Origin of the sequence: Micromonospora sp. NPDC092111 (assembly GCF_044755745.1) — a bacterium.
Classification (GTDB): domain Bacteria; phylum Actinomycetota; class Actinomycetes; order Mycobacteriales; family Micromonosporaceae; genus Micromonospora.
This window is the reverse complement of the sequence record NZ_JBIVRQ010000004.1, coordinates 101,361-120,179: the sequence shown is the minus strand read 5'-3', so window position 1 is coordinate 120,179 and position 18,819 is coordinate 101,361. Positions and strand designations below refer to the sequence as shown.

The 18,819-nt window shown below is 72.9% G+C and carries 21 protein-coding genes and 1 pseudogene; 14 read left to right on the top strand and 8 right to left on the bottom strand.

Going from position 1 to position 18,819, the window contains the following annotated elements; genetic code table 11:
* Window positions 1–5: 5 nt before the first annotated feature.
* Window positions 6–341 carry an STAS domain-containing protein gene (locus tag ACIQG9_RS11150; protein ID WP_400400338.1) on the bottom strand — a complete coding sequence of 112 codons (336 nt, stop codon included), beginning with the start codon at window positions 339–341 and terminating at the stop codon, window positions 6–8.
* A gap of 140 nt (window positions 342–481) precedes the next feature.
* Between ACIQG9_RS11150 and hemL the strand changes: the two genes are divergently transcribed.
* The 6 genes from hemL to ccsB are packed head-to-tail and all read left to right on the top strand — an operon-like array spanning window position 482 to window position 6,638.
* Window positions 482–1,819, top strand: a complete 1,338-nt coding sequence (gene hemL / locus ACIQG9_RS11145) for a glutamate-1-semialdehyde 2,1-aminomutase (protein WP_400400336.1) — start codon at window positions 482–484, stop codon at window positions 1,817–1,819.
* A gap of 5 nt (window positions 1,820–1,824) precedes the next feature.
* Complete coding sequence (locus ACIQG9_RS11140) at window positions 1,825–2,472, top strand: histidine phosphatase family protein (RefSeq protein WP_400400334.1); 648 nt, start codon at window positions 1,825–1,827, stop codon at window positions 2,470–2,472.
* Window positions 2,472–3,047, top strand: a complete 576-nt coding sequence (locus tag ACIQG9_RS11135) for a TlpA family protein disulfide reductase (protein WP_400400332.1) — start codon at window positions 2,472–2,474, stop codon at window positions 3,045–3,047. The genes ACIQG9_RS11140 and ACIQG9_RS11135 overlap by 1 nt, the downstream gene beginning before the upstream one ends.
* Window positions 3,047–3,979, top strand: a complete 933-nt coding sequence (locus tag ACIQG9_RS11130) for a cytochrome c biogenesis CcdA family protein (RefSeq protein WP_400400330.1) — start codon at window positions 3,047–3,049, stop codon at window positions 3,977–3,979. The genes ACIQG9_RS11135 and ACIQG9_RS11130 overlap by 1 nt, the downstream gene beginning before the upstream one ends.
* Window positions 3,979–5,601 carry a cytochrome c biogenesis protein ResB gene (locus ACIQG9_RS11125; protein WP_400400328.1) on the top strand — a complete coding sequence of 541 codons (1,623 nt, stop codon included), beginning with the start codon at window positions 3,979–3,981 and terminating at the stop codon, window positions 5,599–5,601. Before ACIQG9_RS11130 ends, ACIQG9_RS11125 begins: the two co-directional genes overlap by 1 nt.
* Complete coding sequence (gene ccsB, locus ACIQG9_RS11120) at window positions 5,601–6,638, top strand: c-type cytochrome biogenesis protein CcsB (RefSeq protein WP_400400326.1); 1,038 nt, start codon at window positions 5,601–5,603, stop codon at window positions 6,636–6,638. The genes ACIQG9_RS11125 and ccsB overlap by 1 nt, the downstream gene beginning before the upstream one ends.
* A 301-nt stretch (window positions 6,639–6,939) precedes the next feature.
* Here ccsB and ACIQG9_RS11115 read toward each other — a convergent pair.
* Both ACIQG9_RS11115 and ACIQG9_RS11110 read right to left on the bottom strand, forming a co-directional pair.
* Window positions 6,940–7,041 (bottom strand): annotated as a pseudogene (locus tag ACIQG9_RS11115) (transcriptional regulator); the annotation flags it as partial.
* A 38-nt stretch (window positions 7,042–7,079) separates the two neighbouring features.
* Window positions 7,080–7,556, bottom strand: a complete 477-nt coding sequence (locus tag ACIQG9_RS11110) for a MarR family winged helix-turn-helix transcriptional regulator (RefSeq protein WP_400400324.1) — start codon at window positions 7,554–7,556, stop codon at window positions 7,080–7,082.
* Window positions 7,557–7,620: 64 nt separating this feature from the next.
* On the opposite strand from ACIQG9_RS11110, the gene ACIQG9_RS11105 reads away from it, so the two are divergent.
* Window positions 7,621–8,169: a carboxymuconolactone decarboxylase family protein gene (locus ACIQG9_RS11105; protein ID WP_400400322.1), complete on the top strand. Its 549-nt coding sequence runs from the start codon at window positions 7,621–7,623 to the stop codon at window positions 8,167–8,169.
* 16 nt (window positions 8,170–8,185) lie between these two features.
* Here ACIQG9_RS11105 and ACIQG9_RS11100 read toward each other — a convergent pair whose 3' ends face one another.
* A complete protein-coding gene (locus ACIQG9_RS11100) occupies window positions 8,186–8,479 on the bottom strand; it encodes a hypothetical protein (RefSeq protein WP_400400320.1) in 294 nt (97 codons plus the stop codon).
* Window positions 8,480–8,717: 238 nt separating this feature from the next.
* Here ACIQG9_RS11100 and ACIQG9_RS11095 point away from each other — a divergent pair, with 238 nt between their 5' ends.
* Window positions 8,718–9,506, top strand: a complete 789-nt coding sequence (locus ACIQG9_RS11095; RefSeq protein ID WP_400400318.1) for a helix-turn-helix transcriptional regulator — start codon at window positions 8,718–8,720, stop codon at window positions 9,504–9,506.
* Window positions 9,497–9,685: a DUF397 domain-containing protein gene (locus ACIQG9_RS11090; protein WP_400400316.1), complete on the top strand. Its 189-nt coding sequence runs from the start codon at window positions 9,497–9,499 to the stop codon at window positions 9,683–9,685. Before ACIQG9_RS11095 ends, ACIQG9_RS11090 begins: the two co-directional genes overlap by 10 nt.
* Window positions 9,686–9,792: 107 nt before the next feature.
* Here ACIQG9_RS11090 and ACIQG9_RS11085 read toward each other — a convergent pair whose 3' ends face one another.
* Window positions 9,793–10,695 carry an alpha/beta fold hydrolase gene (locus ACIQG9_RS11085; protein WP_400400314.1) on the bottom strand — a complete coding sequence of 301 codons (903 nt, stop codon included), beginning with the start codon at window positions 10,693–10,695 and terminating at the stop codon, window positions 9,793–9,795.
* A gap of 185 nt (window positions 10,696–10,880) precedes the next feature.
* Between ACIQG9_RS11085 and ACIQG9_RS11080 the strand changes: the two genes are divergently transcribed.
* Together ACIQG9_RS11080 and mqnP are read left to right on the top strand one after the other, a co-directional pair.
* The gene (locus ACIQG9_RS11080; RefSeq protein ID WP_400400312.1) at window positions 10,881–12,341 is read left to right on the top strand and encodes a menaquinone biosynthesis decarboxylase; all 1,461 of its coding nucleotides are present in this window, start codon (window positions 10,881–10,883) and stop codon (window positions 12,339–12,341) included.
* A complete protein-coding gene (gene mqnP, locus ACIQG9_RS11075) occupies window positions 12,341–13,243 on the top strand; it encodes a menaquinone biosynthesis prenyltransferase MqnP (protein ID WP_400400310.1) in 903 nt (300 codons plus the stop codon). Before ACIQG9_RS11080 ends, mqnP begins: the two co-directional genes overlap by 1 nt.
* A 273-nt stretch (window positions 13,244–13,516) precedes the next feature.
* Here the strand turns inward: mqnP and ACIQG9_RS11070 are convergent, their stop codons facing one another.
* A complete protein-coding gene (locus ACIQG9_RS11070) occupies window positions 13,517–14,482 on the bottom strand; it encodes a terpene synthase (RefSeq protein ID WP_400400308.1) in 966 nt (321 codons plus the stop codon).
* Between the two features lie 467 nt (window positions 14,483–14,949).
* On the opposite strand from ACIQG9_RS11070, the gene ACIQG9_RS11065 reads away from it, so the two are divergent.
* The gene (locus ACIQG9_RS11065) at window positions 14,950–15,615 is read left to right on the top strand and encodes a UbiX family flavin prenyltransferase (RefSeq protein WP_400400306.1); all 666 of its coding nucleotides are present in this window, start codon (window positions 14,950–14,952) and stop codon (window positions 15,613–15,615) included.
* A gap of 135 nt (window positions 15,616–15,750) precedes the next feature.
* On the opposite strand, the gene ACIQG9_RS11060 is transcribed toward ACIQG9_RS11065, so the two are convergent.
* Entirely contained in the window at window positions 15,751–16,017 is a 267-nt protein-coding gene (locus ACIQG9_RS11060; protein WP_091603534.1) for a BldC family transcriptional regulator, read from the bottom strand.
* Between the two features lie 268 nt (window positions 16,018–16,285).
* On the opposite strand from ACIQG9_RS11060, the gene ACIQG9_RS11055 reads away from it, so the two are divergent.
* On the top strand, window positions 16,286–16,744 hold the full coding sequence (locus ACIQG9_RS11055; RefSeq protein ID WP_400400304.1) for an Lrp/AsnC family transcriptional regulator: 459 nt from the start codon (window positions 16,286–16,288) through the stop codon (window positions 16,742–16,744).
* 161 nt (window positions 16,745–16,905) lie between these two features.
* Window positions 16,906–17,997 carry a PLP-dependent cysteine synthase family protein gene (locus ACIQG9_RS11050; RefSeq protein WP_400400302.1) on the top strand — a complete coding sequence of 364 codons (1,092 nt, stop codon included), beginning with the start codon at window positions 16,906–16,908 and terminating at the stop codon, window positions 17,995–17,997.
* 107 nt (window positions 17,998–18,104) lie between these two features.
* On the opposite strand, the gene ACIQG9_RS11045 is transcribed toward ACIQG9_RS11050, so the two are convergent.
* Complete coding sequence (locus tag ACIQG9_RS11045) at window positions 18,105–18,737, bottom strand: putative glycolipid-binding domain-containing protein (protein WP_400400300.1); 633 nt, start codon at window positions 18,735–18,737, stop codon at window positions 18,105–18,107.
* Between the last annotated feature and the right edge of the window lie 82 nt (window positions 18,738–18,819).

Here is an 18,819-nt window from a genome sequence, read left to right as displayed (position 1 = left end):
GCGGGTCAGGAGGAGGGGGTCCCGTTCCGGATCATCAGGGCGGACCGGAGGCCGGTGATGTCGAGGACGCGGAGCAGGAAGTCGCCGACGTTGCTCAGCACCAGCAGGCTCTGCGCGTGACTGGCCTTGCGGCTGAGCACCACCAGGGTGCCCAGGCCCTGCGAGTCGCAGAAGGTCACCCCGCCCAGGTCGAGCACGATGCGTGGCGGAGGATCGGCGAGCACCTCGTTCACGACCGTCGACAACTGGGCGGCGGTGAGCATGTCGATCTCACCGGCCAGGCGAAGCACCACTTCGTCGCCCGTCCGGTGTACCGTGATGGACAGTTCGGCACGATCCACCGGGTCAGCCTATCGCGATCTCGGCGACCCGGCCCGGTGAGACGATCAGCCGTCCGGCACGCGCCACCGGGGTGAGTCTGGTAACCCCACCCCGGGGTGGCTGCGGATTCTCCGTCCGGCGCTGACACAATGGCCGCATCGTGACCGATACCTTTTCCGCCGGATCCGGCCGTTACCCGGCCGACGCGCCGGCCTCCGAGGCCCTGTTCGACCGCGCCAAGGCCATCGTGCCCGGCGGGGTGAACTCCCCCGTGCGCGCGTTCCGTGCCGTCGGCGGCACCCCGCGCTTCATGGTCCGGGGGGAGGGCCCCTGGATGTACGACGCCGACGGGCGGCGCTACGTCGACCTGGTCTGCTCCTGGGGGCCGCTGATCCTGGGCCACGCCCACCCCGAGGTGGTCGAGGCGGTCCGCGAGGCCGCCACGCTCGGCACCAGCTTCGGCACCCCCACCCCGGGTGAGGTGGAGCTGGCCGCCGAGATCGTCGACCGTACCCCGGTCGAGCAGGTCCGCCTGGTCAACTCGGGGACCGAGGCCACCATGTCGGCGATCCGGCTGGCCCGGGGCTGCACCGGCCGCCCGAAGATCATCAAGTTCGCCGGCTGCTACCACGGCCACTCCGACGGGCTGCTCGCCGCCGCCGGCTCCGGCGTCGCCACCCTGGGCCTGCCCGACTCGCCCGGGGTCACCGGCGCGGCGGCCGGCGACACCATCGTGCTGCCGTACAACGACCTCACCGCCGTCGAGGCGGCGTTCGCCGCCGAGGGGCCGCACATCGCGGCGGTCATCACCGAGGCCGCCGCCGGCAACATGGGCGTGGTCGCCCCGCGCGCCGGGTTCAACCAGCAGCTCGCGGCGATCGCCCACGCGCACGGCGCGCTGCTCATCGTCGACGAGGTGATGACCGGGTTCCGGGTCTCCCGCGCCGGCTGGCACGGCCTCGACCCGTCCGACGCCGACCTGTGGACGTACGGGAAGGTGATGGGTGGCGGGCTGCCCGCCGCGGCCTTCGGCGGGCGCGCGGAGCTGATGGCGAGACTCGCCCCGGCCGGGCCGGTCTACCAGGCCGGCACCCTGTCCGGTAACCCGCTGGCCTGCGCCGCCGGCCTGGCCACCCTGCGGCTCGCCGACGACGCGCTCTACCGCCGGCTCGACGACACGGCCGCCGTCGTGGGCAAGCTCGCCGCCGACGCGCTGGCCGCCGCCGGGGTCCCGCACCGGCTGTCGTACGCGGGGAACATGTTCTCGATCTTCTTCACCGACGCCGACGTGGTCGACTACGACACCGCCCGCACCCAGCAGGTGCCCGCGTTCAAGGCGTTCTTCCACGCGATGCTCGCCGCCGGCGTCTACCTGCCGCCGAGCGCGTTCGAGTCGTGGTTCGTGTCGGCGGCGATCGACGACGCCGCCCTGGAGCGGATCGCCGCCGCCCTGCCGGGCGCGGCGACAGCGGCGGCAGCAGCAGGCCACGGGGGGTAAACCAGATGAGCAAGACGGTCGTCCACGTGCTGCGGCACGGCGAGGTGTACAACCCGGACCAGATCCTCTACGGCCGGCTGCCCGGCTTCCGGCTGTCCGAGCTGGGCGTCCAGATGGCCAAGGCCGCCGCCCAGGCGCTCGCCGAGCGGGAGGTCGTGCACGTGGTGGCCAGCCCGCTGGAACGCGCCCAGCAGACCGCCGAGCCAATCGCCGCCCAGTTCGGGCTCCCGGTCGGGGTGGACGAGCGGCTGATCGAGAGCGCCAACTGGTTCGAGGGCAAGAAGGTCTCCCCCGGCGACGGATCGTTCCGTGACCCGCGCAACTGGTGGGTGCTGCGCGACCCGGTCACCCCGAGCTGGGGTGAGGCGTACCGGGCCATCGCCGAGCGGATGTTCGCCGGGCTGCACGCCGCCCGGGTCGCCGCCGAGGGACGCGAGGCGGTCATCGTCTCCCACCAGCTTCCCATCTGGACGCTGCGCCGGTACGTCGAGCGCAAGCGGCTCTGGCACGACCCGCGCCGCCGGCAGTGCGGGCTGGCCAGCCTCACCTCCTTCCACTTCGACGGCGCCAAGGTGGCCGGGATCGGCTACACCGAACCCGCCGCCCACCTGATCGCCATGTCGTCGACCGCCCGGACGGCCAAGGGGGCCTGATGCGTTCCCGGAGGCCGATCGCCGTCCTGCTCGCCGCCGTCACCGCCGGGGCGGCGCTGGTCGGCTGCTCCTCCGGCACCGAGGAGAGCCAGTGCGCCAACAACGGCGGCATCGTCGAGTGCGCCCCCGACCAGCGGTCCGCCGCCCCGAAGATCGCCGGTGACCTGCTCACCGGCGGCCGGTACGACGTCTCCCAGGCCCGGGGCCAGGTGGTCGTGCTCAACTTCTGGGGTTCCTGGTGCGCGCCCTGCCGGGCCGAGGCGGACGACCTGGAGGCCACCTACCAGGCCACCAAGGGCTCCGGGGTGACCTTCCTCGGCATCAACGTGCAGGACAGCAGGGACAAGGCCGTGGCGTTCGAGGAGGGCCGGGTCACCTACCCGAGCCTGTTCGACCCGGCCAGCCGGCTCGCGCTGGCGCTGGACATCCCGCCGAACACCATCCCGGCCACCGTCGTACTCGACCGGCAGGGCCGGATCGCCACCGTGGTCCGGGCCGCCGTCACGCAGGACGGGCTGCGACCCATCGTCGAGCGGATCGCCGCCGAAGAGCCGGCGTCCGACGGTTCCCGCTGATGGGCGAGACGTTCCGCGAACTCGCCCAGTCCGGTCCGCTGCTGCTGGCCATCGGCGCGGCGGCGCTCGCCGGGCTGGTCAGCTTCCTCTCCCCGTGCGTGCTGCCGCTGATGCCGGGCTACCTGTCGTACGTGACCGGGCTGGCCGGCGCGGACCTGGAGGGCCGGTCCGGGGCGGCGACGCCGACCGGCGGCGGTCCCGCCCCGACCGGTGGTGACCCTGCCCCGACCGGTGGTGACCCTGCCCCGACCGGTGGTGACCCTGCCCCGACCGGTGGTGAGCCGGCACGGGCCGGTGGCCCGGACGGCGGGGTGGCGGTGGCGACCCGGCAGGCGGCCCGGCCGGTGGCCGCGGTCAAGGGCCGGGTGCTGGCCGGGACGCTGCTCTTCATCGCCGGCTTCACCGTGGTCTTCACCGCCACCGCGATCCTCTTCGCCGGGTTCGGCCGGATCTTCTTCGAGTACGAGCGGACCTTCCAGGTCGTCATCGGCGCGCTGATCATCGTGCTCGGCCTCGGCTACCTGGGCGTGGTCCCCGGCATGCAACGCGAGTTCCGGATCCAGCGGCTGCCCGCCGCCGGCCTGCTCGGTGCGCCGGTGCTGGGCGCGGTGTTCGCGCTGAGCTGGATGCCGTGCACCGGCCCGACGCTGGGCGCGGTGCTCGGCATGGCCGCGACCGGCGGCCAGACCGACCGGGCCGTGGTGCTGGCGGTGGCGTACTGCCTCGGGCTGGGGCTGCCGTTCGTCGTCTTCGGGCTGGGCTTCCACCGCCTGCTCGGGGTGTTCCGCGCGGTCCGGCGGAACAGCCGCTGGGTCACCCGGATCGGCGGCGCGCTGCTGATCCTGATCGGCCTGGCGCTGGTCACCGGCGGCTGGCAGAACTTCGTGATCTGGTTGCAGACGAACGTGGGTCCCGGCGAGGTGAGCATCTGATGACGACCGTCGACGACCGGCCGACCAGCCCACCCGCCGAGGCCCCGCGCCGCCGGCCCCACCCGGTGCTCGCCCTGCTGCGCAACTCGTGGCGGCAGCTCACCAGCATGCGTACCGCGCTGGTGCTGCTCTTCCTGCTCGCCGTCGCCGCCATCCCCGGCTCGGTGCTGCCGCAGCGCGGGGTCAACCCGGAGAACGTCAACAAGTACTTCGTCGAGCACCCCGAGCTGGCCCCGCAGCTCGACCGGATCGGTGCCTTCGAGGTGTTCGGCTCGATCTGGTTCTCCGCCATCTACCTGCTGCTCTTCACCTCGCTGGTCGGCTGCATCCTGCCCCGGATGCGCGACCACGTGCGGGCGTTGCGGGCCCGGCCGCCGGTCGCCCCGAAGCGGCTGGAGCGGCTGCCGCAGCACACCGTGCTGGAGGCGCCGGGGGCGGCCGACCCGGCGGCGATCGCCGCCGTGCTGCGCCGCCGCCGCTGGCGGGTCGAGGTACGCGGCAACGAGGTCTCCGCCGAGAAGGGGTACCTCAAGGAGACCGGCAACCTGCTCTTCCACACCTCGCTGGTCGCCGTCCTGATCGGCGTCGCGCTCGGCTCCTGGTACGGCTGGCACGGCAACCGGCTGCTGGTGGCGGGCGCGGACAACGGCTTCTGCAACACCCGGCAGCAGTACAGCGAGGCCAAGCTCGGCCCCCGGGTCGACAGCGCCGACCTGCCGCCGTTCTGCCTCACCCTGGAGAACTTCGACGCCCGGTTCCTGCCGTCCGGGCAGCCGGAGAGCTACCGGGCCACGGTGACCGTCGACCAGCCGGACGGCTCGGACCGGCGGACCGCCGACTTCTCGGTCAACTCGCCGCTGCGGCTCGGCCCCGCCAACGTCTACCTGCTCGGCCACGGTTACGCCCCGATCCTGAAGTACACCGACCGGTACGGCCGCAGCCAGACCAGCGCGGTGCCCTTCCTGACCAGCGGCGACGCCAACCTCACCAGCGAGGGGGTGGCCGCCTTCCCGGACGCCAACGTCGACCCGAAGACCGGTCGGCGGGACGCCGACCAGCAGGTCGCCTTCGAGGGGCTGTACCTGCCGACCGCCCCGGACACCGCGCCGTTCGTGTCGTCGCAGTTCCCGACCGAGCGGAACCCCGCCGTGGTGCTGGCCGCCTACCGGGGCAACCTGGGGCTGGACGCCGGCATCCCCGGCTCGGTCTACCAGCTCGACCAGCGTCAGGTGACCAACGGCAAGCTCACCCAGATCGGCGACCGGAAGCTCGTCCCGGGCGAGACGTGGACCCTGGACGACGGCAGCAAGCTGGAGTTCCTCGGTACGAAGCCGTACATCACCCTCTCCGTCCGGCACGACCCGGGCGAGGAGCTGATGCTGGGCGCCTGCGTGGTGCTGCTGGCCGGGCTGATGGGCTCGCTCTTCGGCCGCCGCCGACGGGTCTGGTTCCGGGTGACGCCCCCCGACAGTGGATCTCCGACGAGCGGTAGTAGTTTGGTGGCGGCCGGTGGGCTGCCGCGCACCGAGCATCCGGGGTTCGCCGACGAGTTCGCGCAGCTCGTCGCCGCCGTACGCGACGACGGGCGGCCCGACGGGCGGGCGCGAGAGGGAGTCGAGTGATGTCCGCAGTCTCCGACCAGTTGGTGACGTTCGCGATCCTGGCGTACCTGATCGCGATGATCAGCCACGCCGTCGAGTACGCCCTCGGCAACGTCCGGGCGGTGGCGGCCCGGGTCGCCCCGGCCCGTGAACTGGTCGGCGCGGGTGTCGGCGGCACGGGCAGCGGCGGCGCGGGTGTCGGCGGGGCCGGTGGCACCGGCGGACCGGCCGGTGGTGACGCGGCCGAGGCGGGGTCGACCGGCACGCCGCCCTCGACCCGCCGGAGCCGTTCGGCCGGTCGGGCCAGGCTGGCCGGTCGGATCGCCGCCGGGCTCACCGCGCTCGCCGCCGCGCTGCACCTGGGCGCGCTGGTCACCCGGGGCCTGGCGGCCGACCGGATGCCCTGGGGCAACATGTACGAGTTCGTGCTGACGGTCACCTGGATCGGCACCGCCGCCTGGCTCGTGGTGCTCTGGAAGCGCCCCTCGCTGCGCCGCCTCGGGCTCTTCCTCACCCTGGTCATGGTGCTGCTGCTGGCCTTCGCCGAGCTGAAGCTCTACGTCCAGGTGGTGCCGCTGATGCCGGCGCTCCAGTCGTACTGGTTCATCATCCACGTCTCGACGATCGTCTTCTCCTCCGGCATCTTCCTGCTGGGCGTGGTGCCGGCGATGGCCTTCCTGCTGCGCAACGGGTACGAGCGGGGCCGGCGCAGCTTCCCGTACACGCTGGCCCGGCGGCTGCCCGAGGCGGCCGGTCTGGAGCGGCTGACCTTCGCGCTGCACGCCTTCGCCTTCCCGATCTTCACCTTCGCGGTGATCGCCGGCGCGATCTGGGCCGAGGCGGCCTGGGGCCGGGCCTGGGGCTGGGACCCGAAGGAGACCTGGGCGTTCATCTCCTGGGTGGTCTACGCCGGCTACCTGCACGCGCGGGCCACCCCGAGCGTCAGGCGCAACGTGGCCACCTGGATCGCGGTGCTCGGCTTCCTGACCGTGCTGATGAACCTGTTCGGGGTGAACTTCTTCTTCACCGGCCTGCACTCGTACGCCGGGGTGAGCTGAACCGGCCGGTGAGCACCCGGTCGACGCCGAGGGTCACCTGGTAGGCGACCTCCGGCACGTCGGCCAGTTCGAGGCGCTCGGCCCGCAGCGCGAGCTGGGCGTGCAGTTCGCGCGCCACCGCGTCACGGATCTCCCGCAGCAGCGGGGAGAGGCCGTCGGGGTCGCCTACCACGTACGCGTCGTCCATGCCGCCCATCCTCCGCCCGGGGCCGGAGGTGTCAACGCGCCGAGAGATCACGATCTCCCGGTCGGCCGTCGCCGGCTCTGCCCACGTTTCCTGCCTTGCCTCTGCCATCGGTCGTTCCTCCTGTCGGGTCTGCTTGAGGTCCTGCACGTAGGTGTCCAACCGGTCGAAACTCTCGGTCCAGAACCGCTGGAACCCGCCGACCCACTCGTGGACAACGGAATGCGTCAAGCCGGTTCGTCGGTCGGCAGGGTGGTTCAGGTGCCGAACCAGCCGGGGAGGTCGAGGCGGAAGACGTTCGGTGGGGTGATCGCGCGCAGGTCGTCCTCCATCGCGGCGACCCGGTCCGCGCCGAGCTGCGCGACCCAGCGCTCCCGCAGCGCGTCGAAGAGCACGGCCGAACGGCGCAGCCCGTCGACACCCTTCTCCGTCATCCGGACCAGCTTGCGGCGGGCGTCCGCCGGGTCGTCGGCGCGTTCCAGGTAGCCGAGGGCGACCAGCCGGTCGACGGTCTTGCCGGCGGCCTGCTTGGAGACGCCGAGGCGTTGACCCAGCTCGGAGGCGGTGGTGCCGCCGACGCCGACGGCCTGGAGGACGAAGCCGTGCGCCGGGCGCAGCTCGGGGTGGCCCTGCCGGGCCAGCTCGGCGTGCAGGTCGTCGACGAGGGTACGGAAGCCGGCCAGCAGCAGCAGGGGCAGCGCGAAGCCGGGCCGCTCGGGGTCAGCGGTTGGCATTTTCGACAACCTGGTTTACGGTTTGGACAACCACGTTGACGACTCTACCCGAGAGGCAACCGCTGTGTTCACCACGCACACCCTCGACACCGCGCCCGCCGCCGCCCGCCCGGTCATGGCCGGGGTGCACCGCAAGCTCGGCCACCTGCCCGGCGCGGTCGGCCTGATGGCCGAATCCCCCGAACTGCTCAAGGGGTTCCTCGCCGCCAACGCCGCCTTCGAAGCCACCGACCTCGACCCGGTCGAGCGGGAGGTGGTCGTGCTGACCGTCGCCACCCGCAACGCGTGCCACCTCTGCGTGGCCCTGCACACCGCCACCCTGACCCGGCTCGGTGCCGCGCCCGAGCTGGTCGACGCGCTCCGCGACGGCACCGAGCTGCCCCAGCCCCGGCTGACCGCGCTGCGCCGGTTCACCCACGCCGTCCTCGACCAGGCCGGCGACGTGCCGGACGACGAGCTGACCGCCTTCCTCGACGCCGGCTACCAGCCCCGGCACGCCCTGGACGTGGTGCTCGGCGTCGGCACGTACACCATCTCCACCTTCGCCAACCGGCTCACCCGCGCCCCGCTCGACCCGCCCCTGGCCGCCTACGCCTGGGCACCGGCCGCCTGACGCGGCTCCCCGGCGGTCAGGCGGGTGGGGGCGGTGGCGGTCGGGGTGCGCGTGGGGTCGCCCAGCCGAGGAAGCGCTCGTGCAGCGCGCCCGGCTTCGGCGCGTCGTGCGGGTTGAGCCGGTACAGGTCGTCGACGGCGTTGTACAGCATGCCGGCGAGGTAGATCGACAGGGCGACCGGGCTGTTCCGGTACTCGGCCGCGAGGATCAGCCGGGCGGTGCCGCAGGGCCACGGATCGCCGCAGGCCAGGCAGAGCCAGAGCGGGCGGTGGGGGACATGGAGCCGGGTGCGCTGTGCGGAGCCGGTCATCGCGTCTTCCTCTTCTCGGCCACTGACCGCTACAGGAGGGGCCGTCCGTCGCCGACGTGCCGGACGGCCCCTCGACGGTTGCGCCCGTCCTTTCGGGTCGGATCCGGGCGGTTCCGTTGTGCACAGTCTGGTGAGGACGGCACTACGCTCGGAAGGCATCCGGTCGCCCCGTGTGCCTGACGGGGTCGCCGGTGAGGTCGGTGAGGAACGCGGGTCGCGGTGGTGAGGAGACGTGCGGATGGACGAGCGCTTACGGGTGCTGATCGAGGAGCTGCGGCACATGCGGGCGGCCCGGAAGATGACCCAGGAGGAGCTGGCCAAGGCGGTCAACTACTCGCCGTCGACGGTGGCGATGGTCGAGACCGGGGCGCGGAAGCCGCCGCCGGACTTCTGGGACCGGGTCGACGTGGCGCTCGACACCGGGGGCGCGTTCGCCCGGATGCTGGCCCGGTTCGGGTCGCCGCAGTGGATGCGGGAGTGGGAGGCCAACGAGCGGCAGGCCACCGTGCTCCGGTCGTTCCAGCCCACGGTGGTGCCGGGGCTGCTCCAGACGGCGGCCTACGCCCGCGCGCTGTTCCGCAGCGTCGGCCTCTTCGACGAGCCGGAGGTGGAGCAGCGGGCGGAGGCGCGGTTGGCGCGGCAGGTGGTGCTCACCGGCGAACGGCCGCCGCAGCTCGTCGCGGTGCTCGACGAACACGTGCTGCGCCGGCCGGTCGGCGGCCCGGTGGTGATGCGCGAGCAGGTGCTGCGCCTGGTGCAGGTGGCCACCGAGCACTCCCGGGTGCGGCTGCACGTCGTGCCCGCCTCGGTCGGCGCGTATCCCGGTGTCGCCGGGGCCTTCATCCTGGCTACACTCCCCACCGGGGAGGACGTCGTCTATCTGGACGATCAGCTCAAGGGCCAGGTGATCGACCACACCGAGGACGTGCTGGCGGTCCGGTCGGCCTGGGAGTCGATCCAGGGCGAGGCGCTGCCGCCCCGGCAGTCGATCGATCTGTTGGCGGAGGTGGCGAAGTCATGGAGCTGACCGGCGCGCGCTGGCGCACCAGCACCCGGAGCAGCACCAACGGCGGGGACTGCGTCGAGGTGGCCGACAACCTTCCCGGCCTGGTCGCCGTACGCGACAGCAAGGACCGCGACGGTGGGGTGCTGACCTTCCACCCGGCCGCCTGGCGAGCCTTCGTGGCCCAGGCCCGCACCCGCTGACCCGCCCCGGCACCTGGGCGACGCTCGCCAGGTCGCCGAGGTAGGGGTGTCAGCCGGGTGGTGATGGCCCCACATCGGCGACGTGGTGCGGCCGGTGGGGTGGGGCGTCAGCCGCGTAGGAATGGGAGCAGCAGGGCGGTCAGCTCGGCCGGGCGCTCCTCGAAGAGCCAGTGGCCGCTGTCGGCGACCACCTGGCCGTCGACCGTGCGGGCGTACCGGCGTACCTGGTCGGCGACCTGACCGCCGAGGCTGGCCCCGGCACCGACGGCCAGCACCGGCATCGGCAGGGGTCGCTTCCGGTACGCCGCGTTGTCCGCGACGTCCTGCCCGAACGCCCGGAAGTAGGCGAAGCTGGCCCGCAGGTGGGCCGGGTCGCTCAGGTGCCGGGCGTACTCCTCGATGTCGTCCGCGCCGATGCTGCCCTTGTTCACCATGATCGAGTCGGTGAAGCGGTCCACCCAGCGCGACTCCCGGCCGGCGACCAGCTCCTCCGGCAGGCCGTTGGTGACATTGAAGAAACCGAAGTTCCACACCGCCGGCCCGGCGGTGCTCAGCGCGGGAAAGGCGTAGACGCTCTCGTCGGGGATCGGCGCCTCGGTCAGCACCAGCCGGGACACCTCGTCGGGGTGGGCGGCGGCGTAGGCGTACGCGACCATGGTGCCCACGTCGTGGCCGACCAGCCGGATGTCACCGGCCAGGCCCAGGCCGGCCAGCAGCCCGTGCAGGTCGGCGGCGAGGGTCTTCTTGTCGTACCCGTCGGGCGGGGCGTCGCTGTCGCCGAAGCCGCGCAGGTCGGGGGCGACCACCTGGTACGAGGCGGCCAGCTCCGGCAGCAGCCCCCGCCACATCCGCCAGCACTGCGGATAGCCGTGCAGCAGCACCAGAGTCGGCCCCCGGCCGCCCCGGACATAGTTGATCGCCACGGCACCGACCTGGGCCCGCTGCTCGGTGAACCCCGCCGGAACCCGTCCGTCGCCCATCGCCGCCCCCGTCTCGACCCGTCGGCCCATGCCACCGTCACCCACCCAACGAGCGCCGGCCGGGTGGGGAGACGGCGTTCGGGGTGCACGGCGCCCTGTGGGGGATCGTGTTCGCGTCGCCCGGTGGGAGTGCCGGTGGCCGGGGTGGGGAGGCGCACACCGTCCGGCCCGACCCGGCGTGGGCGGTGCCTCCCGGGGTGCGGGAGACTGGCCGTATGGCGGCACGTGGCTTCCCGTACACCGATCTCAAGGACTTCCTCGCGGCGCTGGAGCGCGCGGGCGAGCTGCGGCGGGTGACCGTCCCGGTGGACCCGACGCTGGAGATCAGCGAGGTGGTCACCCGGACCGTGCGGGCCGGCGGGCCGGCGCTGCTGTTCGAGCGGCCGACCCGGGGCGAGATGCCGGTGGCGATCAACCTGTTCGGCACCGAGAAGCGGATGGCGATGGCGCTCGGCGTCGACTCGCTGGACGAGATCGGCGGGCGGATCGGCGCGCTGATCAAGCCGGAGCTGCCGGTCGGCTGGTCCGGCATCCGCGAGGGCCTGGGCAAGGTCATGCAGCTCAAGTCGGTGCCGCCGCGCAAGGTGAAGACCGCCCCCTGCCAGGAGGTGGTCTACTCCGGCGACGACGTCGACCTGGACCGGCTCCCCGGCCTCCAGGTCTGGCCCGGCGACGGCGGGATCTTCCACAACTACGGGCTCACCCACACCAAGCACCCGGAGACCGGCAAGCGCAACCTCGGGCTCTACCGGCTCCAGCAGCACGGCCGGAACACCCTCGGCATGCACTGGCAGATCCACAAGGACTCCACCGCCCACCACGCGGTCGCCGAACGGCTCGGCCAGCGGCTCCCGGTCGCCATCGCCATCGGCTGCGACCCGGTGGTCAGCTACGCCGCCTCCGCGCCACTCCCCGGCGACATCGACGAATACCTGTTCGCCGGCTTCCTGCGCGGCGAGCGGGTCGAGATGGTCGACTGCCTCACCGTCCCGCTCCAGGTGCCGGCGCACGCGCAGATCGTGCTGGAGGGCTACCTGGAGCCCGGCGAGCGGCTGCCCGAAGGGCCGTTCGGCGACCACACCGGCTTCTACACCCCGGTCGAGCCGTTCCCGGTGCTGCACGTCGAGACGATGACCATGCAACGCGACCCGGTCTACCACTCGATCGTCACCTCCAAGCCGCCGCAGGAGGACCACGGCCTCGGCAAGGCCACCGAGCGGATCTTCCAGCCGCTGCTCAAGCTGCTGATCCCGGACATCGTCGACTACGACCTGCCGGCCGCCGGGGTCTTCCACAACTGCGCGATCGTCTCCATCCGCAAGCGCTACCCGAAGCACGCGCAGAAGGTGATGAACGCGATCTGGGGCGCGCACCTGATGTCGCTGACCAAACTGATCGTGATCGTCGACGAGGACTGCGACGTGCACGACTACCACGAGGTCGCCTTCCGCGCCTTCGGCAACGTCGACTACGCCCGCGACCTGCTGCTCACCGAGGGACCGGTGGACCACCTCGACCACGCCTCGTACCAGCAGTTCTGGGGCGGCAAGGTGGGCGTCGACGCGACCCGCAAGCTGCCCACCGAGGGCTACACCCGGGGCTGGCCCGAGGAGATGACCATGTCACCGGAGGTCACCTCCCTGGTCGACAAGCGCTGGAAGGAGTACGGAATCTGATGACAGCGGTGCTGGAACGGCCCGGACGGGTCACGTCCTTCCTCAAGCTCGTCGCGATCGAGCACTCCGTCTTCGCGCTGCCCTTCGCGTACCTGTCCGCGCTGACCGCGATGCAGGTCGACGGCGGCCGGGTGCGCTGGGCCGACCTGCTGCTGATCACCGTGGCGATGGTCGGCGCACGGACGTTCGCGATGGCCGCCAACCGGATCCTCGACCGGCGGATCGACGCGCGGAACCCCCGTACCGCCAACCGGGAACTGGTCACCGGGGCGGTCAGCGTACGGACGGCCTGGACCGGCGCGGCCGTCGCGCTGGTGGTCTTCCTCGCCGCCGCCGCCCTGCTCAACCCGCTCTGCCTGGTGCTCGCCCCGCTCGCCGTGATCCCGCTGGTCGTCTACCCGTACGGCAAGCGGTTCACCAACTGGCCGCACGCCATCCTGGCCGTCGCCCAGGCGGTCGGCCCGGTCGGCGCCTGGCTGGCCGTCACCGGCACCCTGGCCGGCTCCTGGCCGGCGTGGCTGCTCGGCGCGGCCGTCGGCCTGTGGATCGGCGGCTTCGACCTGATCTACGCCTGCCAGGACGACGAGGTCGACCGGCAGATCGGGGTGCACAGCGTGCCCGCCCGCTACGGGCGACGCTTCGCGCTGCACGCCTCCACCGTCGCGCACCTGGTGACGTTCGCCCTGTTCATCTGGTTCGGCGCGCTGGTCGGGTTCGGCTGGCCCTGGTGGATCGGGCTGGCGCTCACCGCGGTCGCCTTCGGCTACCAGCACCTGGTGGTCACCCCGACCGACCTGACCAAGGTCAACCGGGCGTTCTTCACCGCCAACGGCTTCGTCGGCATAGCCCTGTTCATCTTCGCCCTGCTAGACCTGACCATCCGCCTCGCCCTACACCCCTAACCGCCCCGCCCCCGCCCCCGCCCTGCCCGGCCCTGCCCCCCGCCCGGCCCTGCCCCCCGCCCCCGCCCGGCCCTGCCCGCCCCCGCCCCCGCCCCCGCCCTGCCCGCCCGCCGCCCCACCGGCTCTGCCCGGTGATCAAGAGGTTTACGTCAAGTTTGATCTTCGACCAGACCGATTTCTCTTGATCACCGGAGCCGAGCGAGGGTGAGGTGGGCGGGGGAGGGTGAGGTGGGCGGGGGTGAGGGTGAGGTGGGCGGGGCGGGGCGGGGGGTGTTAGGGGTGGTTGGCTACGGGGTAGCGGGCGCTTTCCAAGGTCCAGTCGATGGTGCCGCGTACGGCGTTCGCTACCCCGTCGAGGTGGGCGGCGACGGACTCGTCCAACGCCGGGCCGAATGACGGCACCGCCGCGCGCTGCACCTCGAAGCGCGCCATCGTGTCCCGCCACCGCTCGGCGACCAGCCCCACCGCCGCCTCCACCGGGACGTCCCGCTCGGCGGCCACCGCCAGCACCAGGTTGTGCCCGCCCGAGGTGGCCCGGTCCCGCTCCACCGAGGCCATGTCGTTGTACCAGGACAGCAGGTCGTTGCCGAGTTCGCCGATCCGGCGCAGCAGCGGATGGTGGTAGACCGCGTCGGGCAGCGTCCGGCCGCCGGCGAACTCGATCAGCGGGTACGACACGAACGCCGCCGACGTGGCCCGGCGCAGTTTGATGTACTCGGCGACCCCGGGTGCCCGTCCGCTGTCCTTCGCGACCGCCTCCCGCCAGTTGCCGTGCAGGTGGTCGGCGACCGCGTCGGCGAACCGCAGCCGCCAGCGGGCCGGCATCCGGCGGCGGGGTACCCGCCACGCCTCCACCAGCAGCCGGCGCAGCGGGCCGCCGAAACCGGGGTGCCGTCGCCGGGGCCCGTCGTGCAGCAGGGTCAGGGTTCCCGCCCGCAGCGCCCGGATCTGCCCCGGGGCCATCCGGTCCGGCCCGTCGCAGGCGTCGTCGACCAGAAAGAACCAGGTGAAGAGGGCGGCCAGGGTGCGCAGGTCCGGCTCGCTGGCGTCCGGGTAGAGCCGGCCGGCGTACCGGGCGAAGCCGGCCCGGTCGAGCCGGCGCAACGCCTCGGCGTCCAGCGGGAGACCCAGCCGGGGAAGCCGGTCCAGCAGCCACGCCTGCACCCCGTCGGCGTACGGGGAGAGTCGCGGGGATATGGGGCACGCCGACCGTAACGACCAGAGGACCCCGTCGACCATCCCGATCCCTCCCCGCCCGGCGTGGATCGCCGACGGCAGCATCGCAGGTCGGACCCCGGTACGCCGACCGGGTCCGCCGACGGTGCCGACCGGGTCCGCCGACGGTGCCGACCGGGTCCGCCGACGGTGCCGGCCGGGTCTTCCGGCGGTGCCGACCGGGTCTTCCGGCGGTGCCGACCGGGTCTTCCGGCGGTGCCGACCGGGTCCGCCGGCGGTGCCGACCGGGTCCGCCGGCGGTGCACACGGGGTCTGCCGACGGTGCCGACCCGGGCCAGCCGACGGTGCCGACCGGTTCAGCCGGCGGTGCAGACCGGTTCAGCCGACGGCGCAGATCGGGTCTGCCGGCGGTGCAAGCGTGTCCGGCGGCGGTGCCAGCCGACGGCCGGCCGGTGCTCGTATCGCACGGGCCGGGCCGTGATACCGGGGGTGGCCGCCGACTGCCGGGACCGACCAGGCACGCTGGAGGTATGCGCGAACCATGGGTGGTCGGGGTCTCCGGGGCGTCCGGCACCCCGTACGCGGCGGCGGTGGTGCGCGGGCTGCTCGACGCCGGGGAACCGGTGGACCTGATCGTCTCCCGGGCCGCCCGGCTGACCGTCCTCGACGAGACCGGCCGTCCGTTCCGGGACGGCCACTGGGCCGAGGACCTGGCCGCCTGGCTGGGCCGGGACCTCGCCGACGCCGACCTGCGGCACTGGCCGGCCGGCGACCTCGCCGCCGGGCCGAGCAGCGGTTCCTACCCGGTACGCGGGATGGTGGTGGTGCCGGCGAGTACGGCGGCCTGCGCCGGCATCGCGATCGGCCTCTCCAAGGATCTGCTGCAACGGGCCGCCGAGGTCAACCTCAAGGAGCGCCGGCCGGTGGTGCTGGTGCCCCGGGAGACGCCGGTGACCCGCAGTCACCTGGAGCACCTGATCGCGCTGCACGACGCCGGCGCGGTGGTGCTGCCGGCCAGCCCCGGGTTCTACGGCGCCGGCGCGACCGCCACCGCAGCGCAGTTGGTCGACTTCGTGGCCGGCAAGGTGCTGGACGCCCTGGGCGTGCCGCACACCCTGTTCCGGCGCTGGTCGGGGCAGCTCGGCGCCGACCGTTCCGGAGCCCCGCCGGCTCAGCCGGACGCGGACCGTTCCTGAGCCCGCCGGCTCAGCCGGAGGCGGACCGTTCCTGAGGCCGCCGGCTCAGCCGGAGGCGGACCGTTCCTGAGCCCGCCGGCTCAGCCGGACGCGGGCCGGACCTTTCGGCCGACCCGCGTACCCGTCTCGCACCATTCAGTACATCCCGGCGTTGGCCGGACCCGGCCCGGTCGAGGCGGTGGGACCCACGTTACGTGGCTTGCCCATGTCTTCCGCCTCGTCCAGCATGCCCTCCCCTTCCAGCAGGGCCCGCACCTCGGATTCCCGAAACCGGCGATGCCCGCCTGGAGTCCGGATGCTGCCTATCCGGCCGGCCGCCGCCCAACGCGTCACAGTCTTCGGGTCTACCCGAAACAGCGCGGCGACCTCACCCGGTGTCAGCAGGCGATCTCCAGTGTCCACAGCCCCCTCCTCGCGTCGACGAAGCCCCCGGCTGAACACACTGCCCCCGGCCGGTGCGAGCCCAGAGCCGTCATGAGGGACGTATGGCAATTACAGCACCAGCGACCTGGCCTGTCCGCCAAACGCGAAAAACGCACGGAGTGGGAAGTTAGTAAATGGTACCGGCGCGGGACTCCCTTGACCGTCGGTCTGCGAACTGTCACCTACTGTCATGTCCAACGGGTGCCGGCCGTCGGACGTTACGCCGGAACGGATAGGGTCACACTCCGTGGACGCGATCGACCGGAGCCTCGTCGAACTGCTGCGCGGTAACGCCCGCCTCTCGTACGCCGAACTGGCCCGGCAGGTCGGCCTCTCCGCGCCGGCCGTGCACGAACGGGTCGGCAAACTGGAGTCGAGCGGCGTCATCCGGGCCTACCGGGCCGAGGTCGAGCCGGAGTCGATCGGGCTCGGGGTGACCGCGCTGATCGGCATCGTCGAGGACTCCGGCGGGGACACCGACGACGTGCTGGAGACGTTCCGGCGGATGCCCGAGATCGAGTCCTGCTACTTCATGGCCGGGGTCGAGTCCTTCATGCTGAAGGCCCGGGTGGGCACCATCGCCGAGCTGGAGGAGTTGATCGTCCGGTTGAACCGCACCCCCGGCGTGGCCTCCACCCGTACCGGGATCGCCTTGTCGACCAAGTGGGAGAACCGCCCCCAGCCGATCGATCCGGCGGCCTCCTGACCGTCCCGGCTTTTCGCCGCTCCGGCCTCCTGACCGTCCCGGCCGGTCGCCGCTCCGGCTTCCGCAGCTACCCCGGGTGCGGGCCGGCGCGGGCCGGGCAGCGCGGGCAGCGCGGCCGGGGCGGCCCGAACCCGAGCCGGCCTCACTTGTAACGTTGCGGCGTGACTCATCTCGACCGGTGCGACGAGGCCAGCCGGGTGTGGGTGACCGAGGCGATCGGCGCGGTGGAGGCCGACGCCAACCGGTCCGCCGACACCCACCTGCTCCCCTTCCCGCTGCCCCGGCAGTGGGGGATCGACCTGTACCTCAAGGACGAGTCGGTGCACCCCACCGGTTCGCTCAAGCACCGGCTGGCCCGCTCGCTCTTCCTCTACGGCCTCTGCAACGGCTGGATCGGGCCGTCGACCACGGTGATCGAGGCGTCCTCCGGCTCGACGGCGGTCTCCGAGGCGTACTTCGCCCGGATGCTCGGGTTGCCGTTCATCGCGGTGATGCCCGCCTCGACGTCACCCGAGAAGATCACCCAGATCGAGTTCCACGGCGGACGCTGCCACCTGGTGGACGACCCGGCCAAGGTGGTGATCGAGGCGCGCTGGCTCGCCGAGGACAGCGGTGGGCACTTCATGGACCAGTTCACCTACGCCGAGCGGGCCACCGACTGGCGGGGCAACAACAACATCGCCGAGTCGATCTACGCGCAGCTCGCCCTGGAGCGGCACCCCGTACCGGCCTGGATCGTGGTGGGCGCGGGCACCGGCGGCACCAGCGCCACCATCGGCCGGTACGCCCGCTACCAGCGGTTGCCCACCAAACTCTGCGTGGTCGATCCGGAGAACTCGGCGTTCTACCCGGCCTGGCAGGCCGCCGACTGGTCGGTACGCACCGGCCGGGGCTCCCGGATCGAGGGCATCGGCCGGCCGACCGTCGAGGCGTCCTTCGTCCCCTCGGTGGTGGACCGGATGACCCAGGTCCCGGACGCCGCCTCGCTGGCCGCCATGCGGGCCGGCTCGGCGGTGCTCGGCCGCCGGGTCGGCGGCTCCACCGGCACCAACCTCTGGGGGGCGTTCGGGCTGATCGCGGAGCTGCTCGCGCAGGGGCGGACCGGCTCGGTGGTCACCCTGATCTGCGACGCCGGGGACCGGTACGCCGACACCTACTACGACGACGCGTGGGTGGCCGGCCAGGGCCTCGACCTCGCCCCGCACCTGGCCACGATCGAGCACTTCCTCGCCACCGGCGGCTGGCCGGCCTGACGGCGGCCCGGCGGCCCGCATGCCGGTCGGGGAACCCCGGTTCCTCGGCCGGACCGGCGTTGGCAGCCGGGCCGACCGACCCGGCAAACGTCACGGACACCGCCCCACTAGGGCGTGGGCAACGGGATGTCGGCCCGGTCCGCCAGGCCCGGATAGTGCCGCACCAGGCCGTCGCCGTCCACCTCCAGCTCGGCCCGGAAGGTGTCGCTGGTGAAACCCACCCGGCCCGGCCCGAGCGCCGTGTAGACCTGCTCGCCGGCGATCACCTCCAGGCTCGGCACCAGCACCCAGGCCACGGTGACCCGGTGTTCGGTGCTGGAGGTGGCCCCGGTCAGCCCCAGCCGTCGTACCGGCAGGGTGTTGAACAGCGCCGAGCCGCCCAGGTCGACGTCGAGCGCGTCGTGCAGCCGGTCCGGGTCCTCGACGCCCGGCCGCCCCGTCGGCGGGTGCCCGGCCGCCCGTAGCGCCGCGTCCAGGTCACCCTGCTCGCCGGTGGTCACCCGCCAGCCGTCCGGACCGCGCTCCAGCCGTACGCTCCGCGACCAGCCCGCCCCCTCGGTCTCCACGGCCAGCGAACGGGTGCCCCCGTCCGCCCCGGCCGTCACCCGGTAACGGCAGGTGTAGGGGATCGGGTCGACCGCCAGTTGGGTGCCGTGCGCGGCGAGCCCGGGCCCGTCGTCGAGGACGGCGTGCTCGGCGCCGACGGTGTCCGTTCGGCTCCAGAAAAGTGACCTCGGCATGGTTCGGACGTTACGCCAGCCGGCCGACGGTGGCAGCGCATGCGGAAACGCCGCCGGGGAGCGTGGGCTCCACGACGGCGTT

Bases quoted from the DNA above. Each gene is read 5' to 3' on its own strand.
- ccsB (WP_400400326.1), top strand. From the start codon at position 5,601: ATGTCCGCAGTCTCCGACCAGTTGGTGACGTTCGCGATCCTGGCGTAC.
- ACIQG9_RS11135 (WP_400400332.1), top strand. From the start codon at position 2,472: ATGCGTTCCCGGAGGCCGATCGCCGTCCTGCTCGCCGCCGTCACCGCC.
- ACIQG9_RS11100 (WP_400400320.1), bottom strand. From the start codon at position 8,479: ATGACCGGCTCCGCACAGCGCACCCGGCTCCATGTCCCCCACCGCCCG.
- mqnP (WP_400400310.1), top strand. From the start codon at position 12,341: ATGACAGCGGTGCTGGAACGGCCCGGACGGGTCACGTCCTTCCTCAAG.
- ACIQG9_RS11080 (WP_400400312.1), top strand. From the start codon at position 10,881: ATGGCGGCACGTGGCTTCCCGTACACCGATCTCAAGGACTTCCTCGCG.
- ACIQG9_RS11065 (WP_400400306.1), top strand. From the start codon at position 14,950: ATGCGCGAACCATGGGTGGTCGGGGTCTCCGGGGCGTCCGGCACCCCG.
- ACIQG9_RS11110 (WP_400400324.1), bottom strand. From the start codon at position 7,556: ATGCCAACCGCTGACCCCGAGCGGCCCGGCTTCGCGCTGCCCCTGCTG.
- ACIQG9_RS11085 (WP_400400314.1), bottom strand. From the start codon at position 10,695: ATGGGCCGACGGGTCGAGACGGGGGCGGCGATGGGCGACGGACGGGTT.
- ACIQG9_RS11140 (WP_400400334.1), top strand. From the start codon at position 1,825: ATGAGCAAGACGGTCGTCCACGTGCTGCGGCACGGCGAGGTGTACAAC.
- ACIQG9_RS11045 (WP_400400300.1), bottom strand. From the start codon at position 18,737: ATGCCGAGGTCACTTTTCTGGAGCCGAACGGACACCGTCGGCGCCGAG.
- ACIQG9_RS11090 (WP_400400316.1), top strand. From the start codon at position 9,497: ATGGAGCTGACCGGCGCGCGCTGGCGCACCAGCACCCGGAGCAGCACC.
- ACIQG9_RS11070 (WP_400400308.1), bottom strand. From the start codon at position 14,482: ATGGTCGACGGGGTCCTCTGGTCGTTACGGTCGGCGTGCCCCATATCC.
- ACIQG9_RS11095 (WP_400400318.1), top strand. From the start codon at position 8,718: ATGGACGAGCGCTTACGGGTGCTGATCGAGGAGCTGCGGCACATGCGG.
- ACIQG9_RS11130 (WP_400400330.1), top strand. From the start codon at position 3,047: ATGGGCGAGACGTTCCGCGAACTCGCCCAGTCCGGTCCGCTGCTGCTG.
- ACIQG9_RS11125 (WP_400400328.1), top strand. From the start codon at position 3,979: ATGACGACCGTCGACGACCGGCCGACCAGCCCACCCGCCGAGGCCCCG.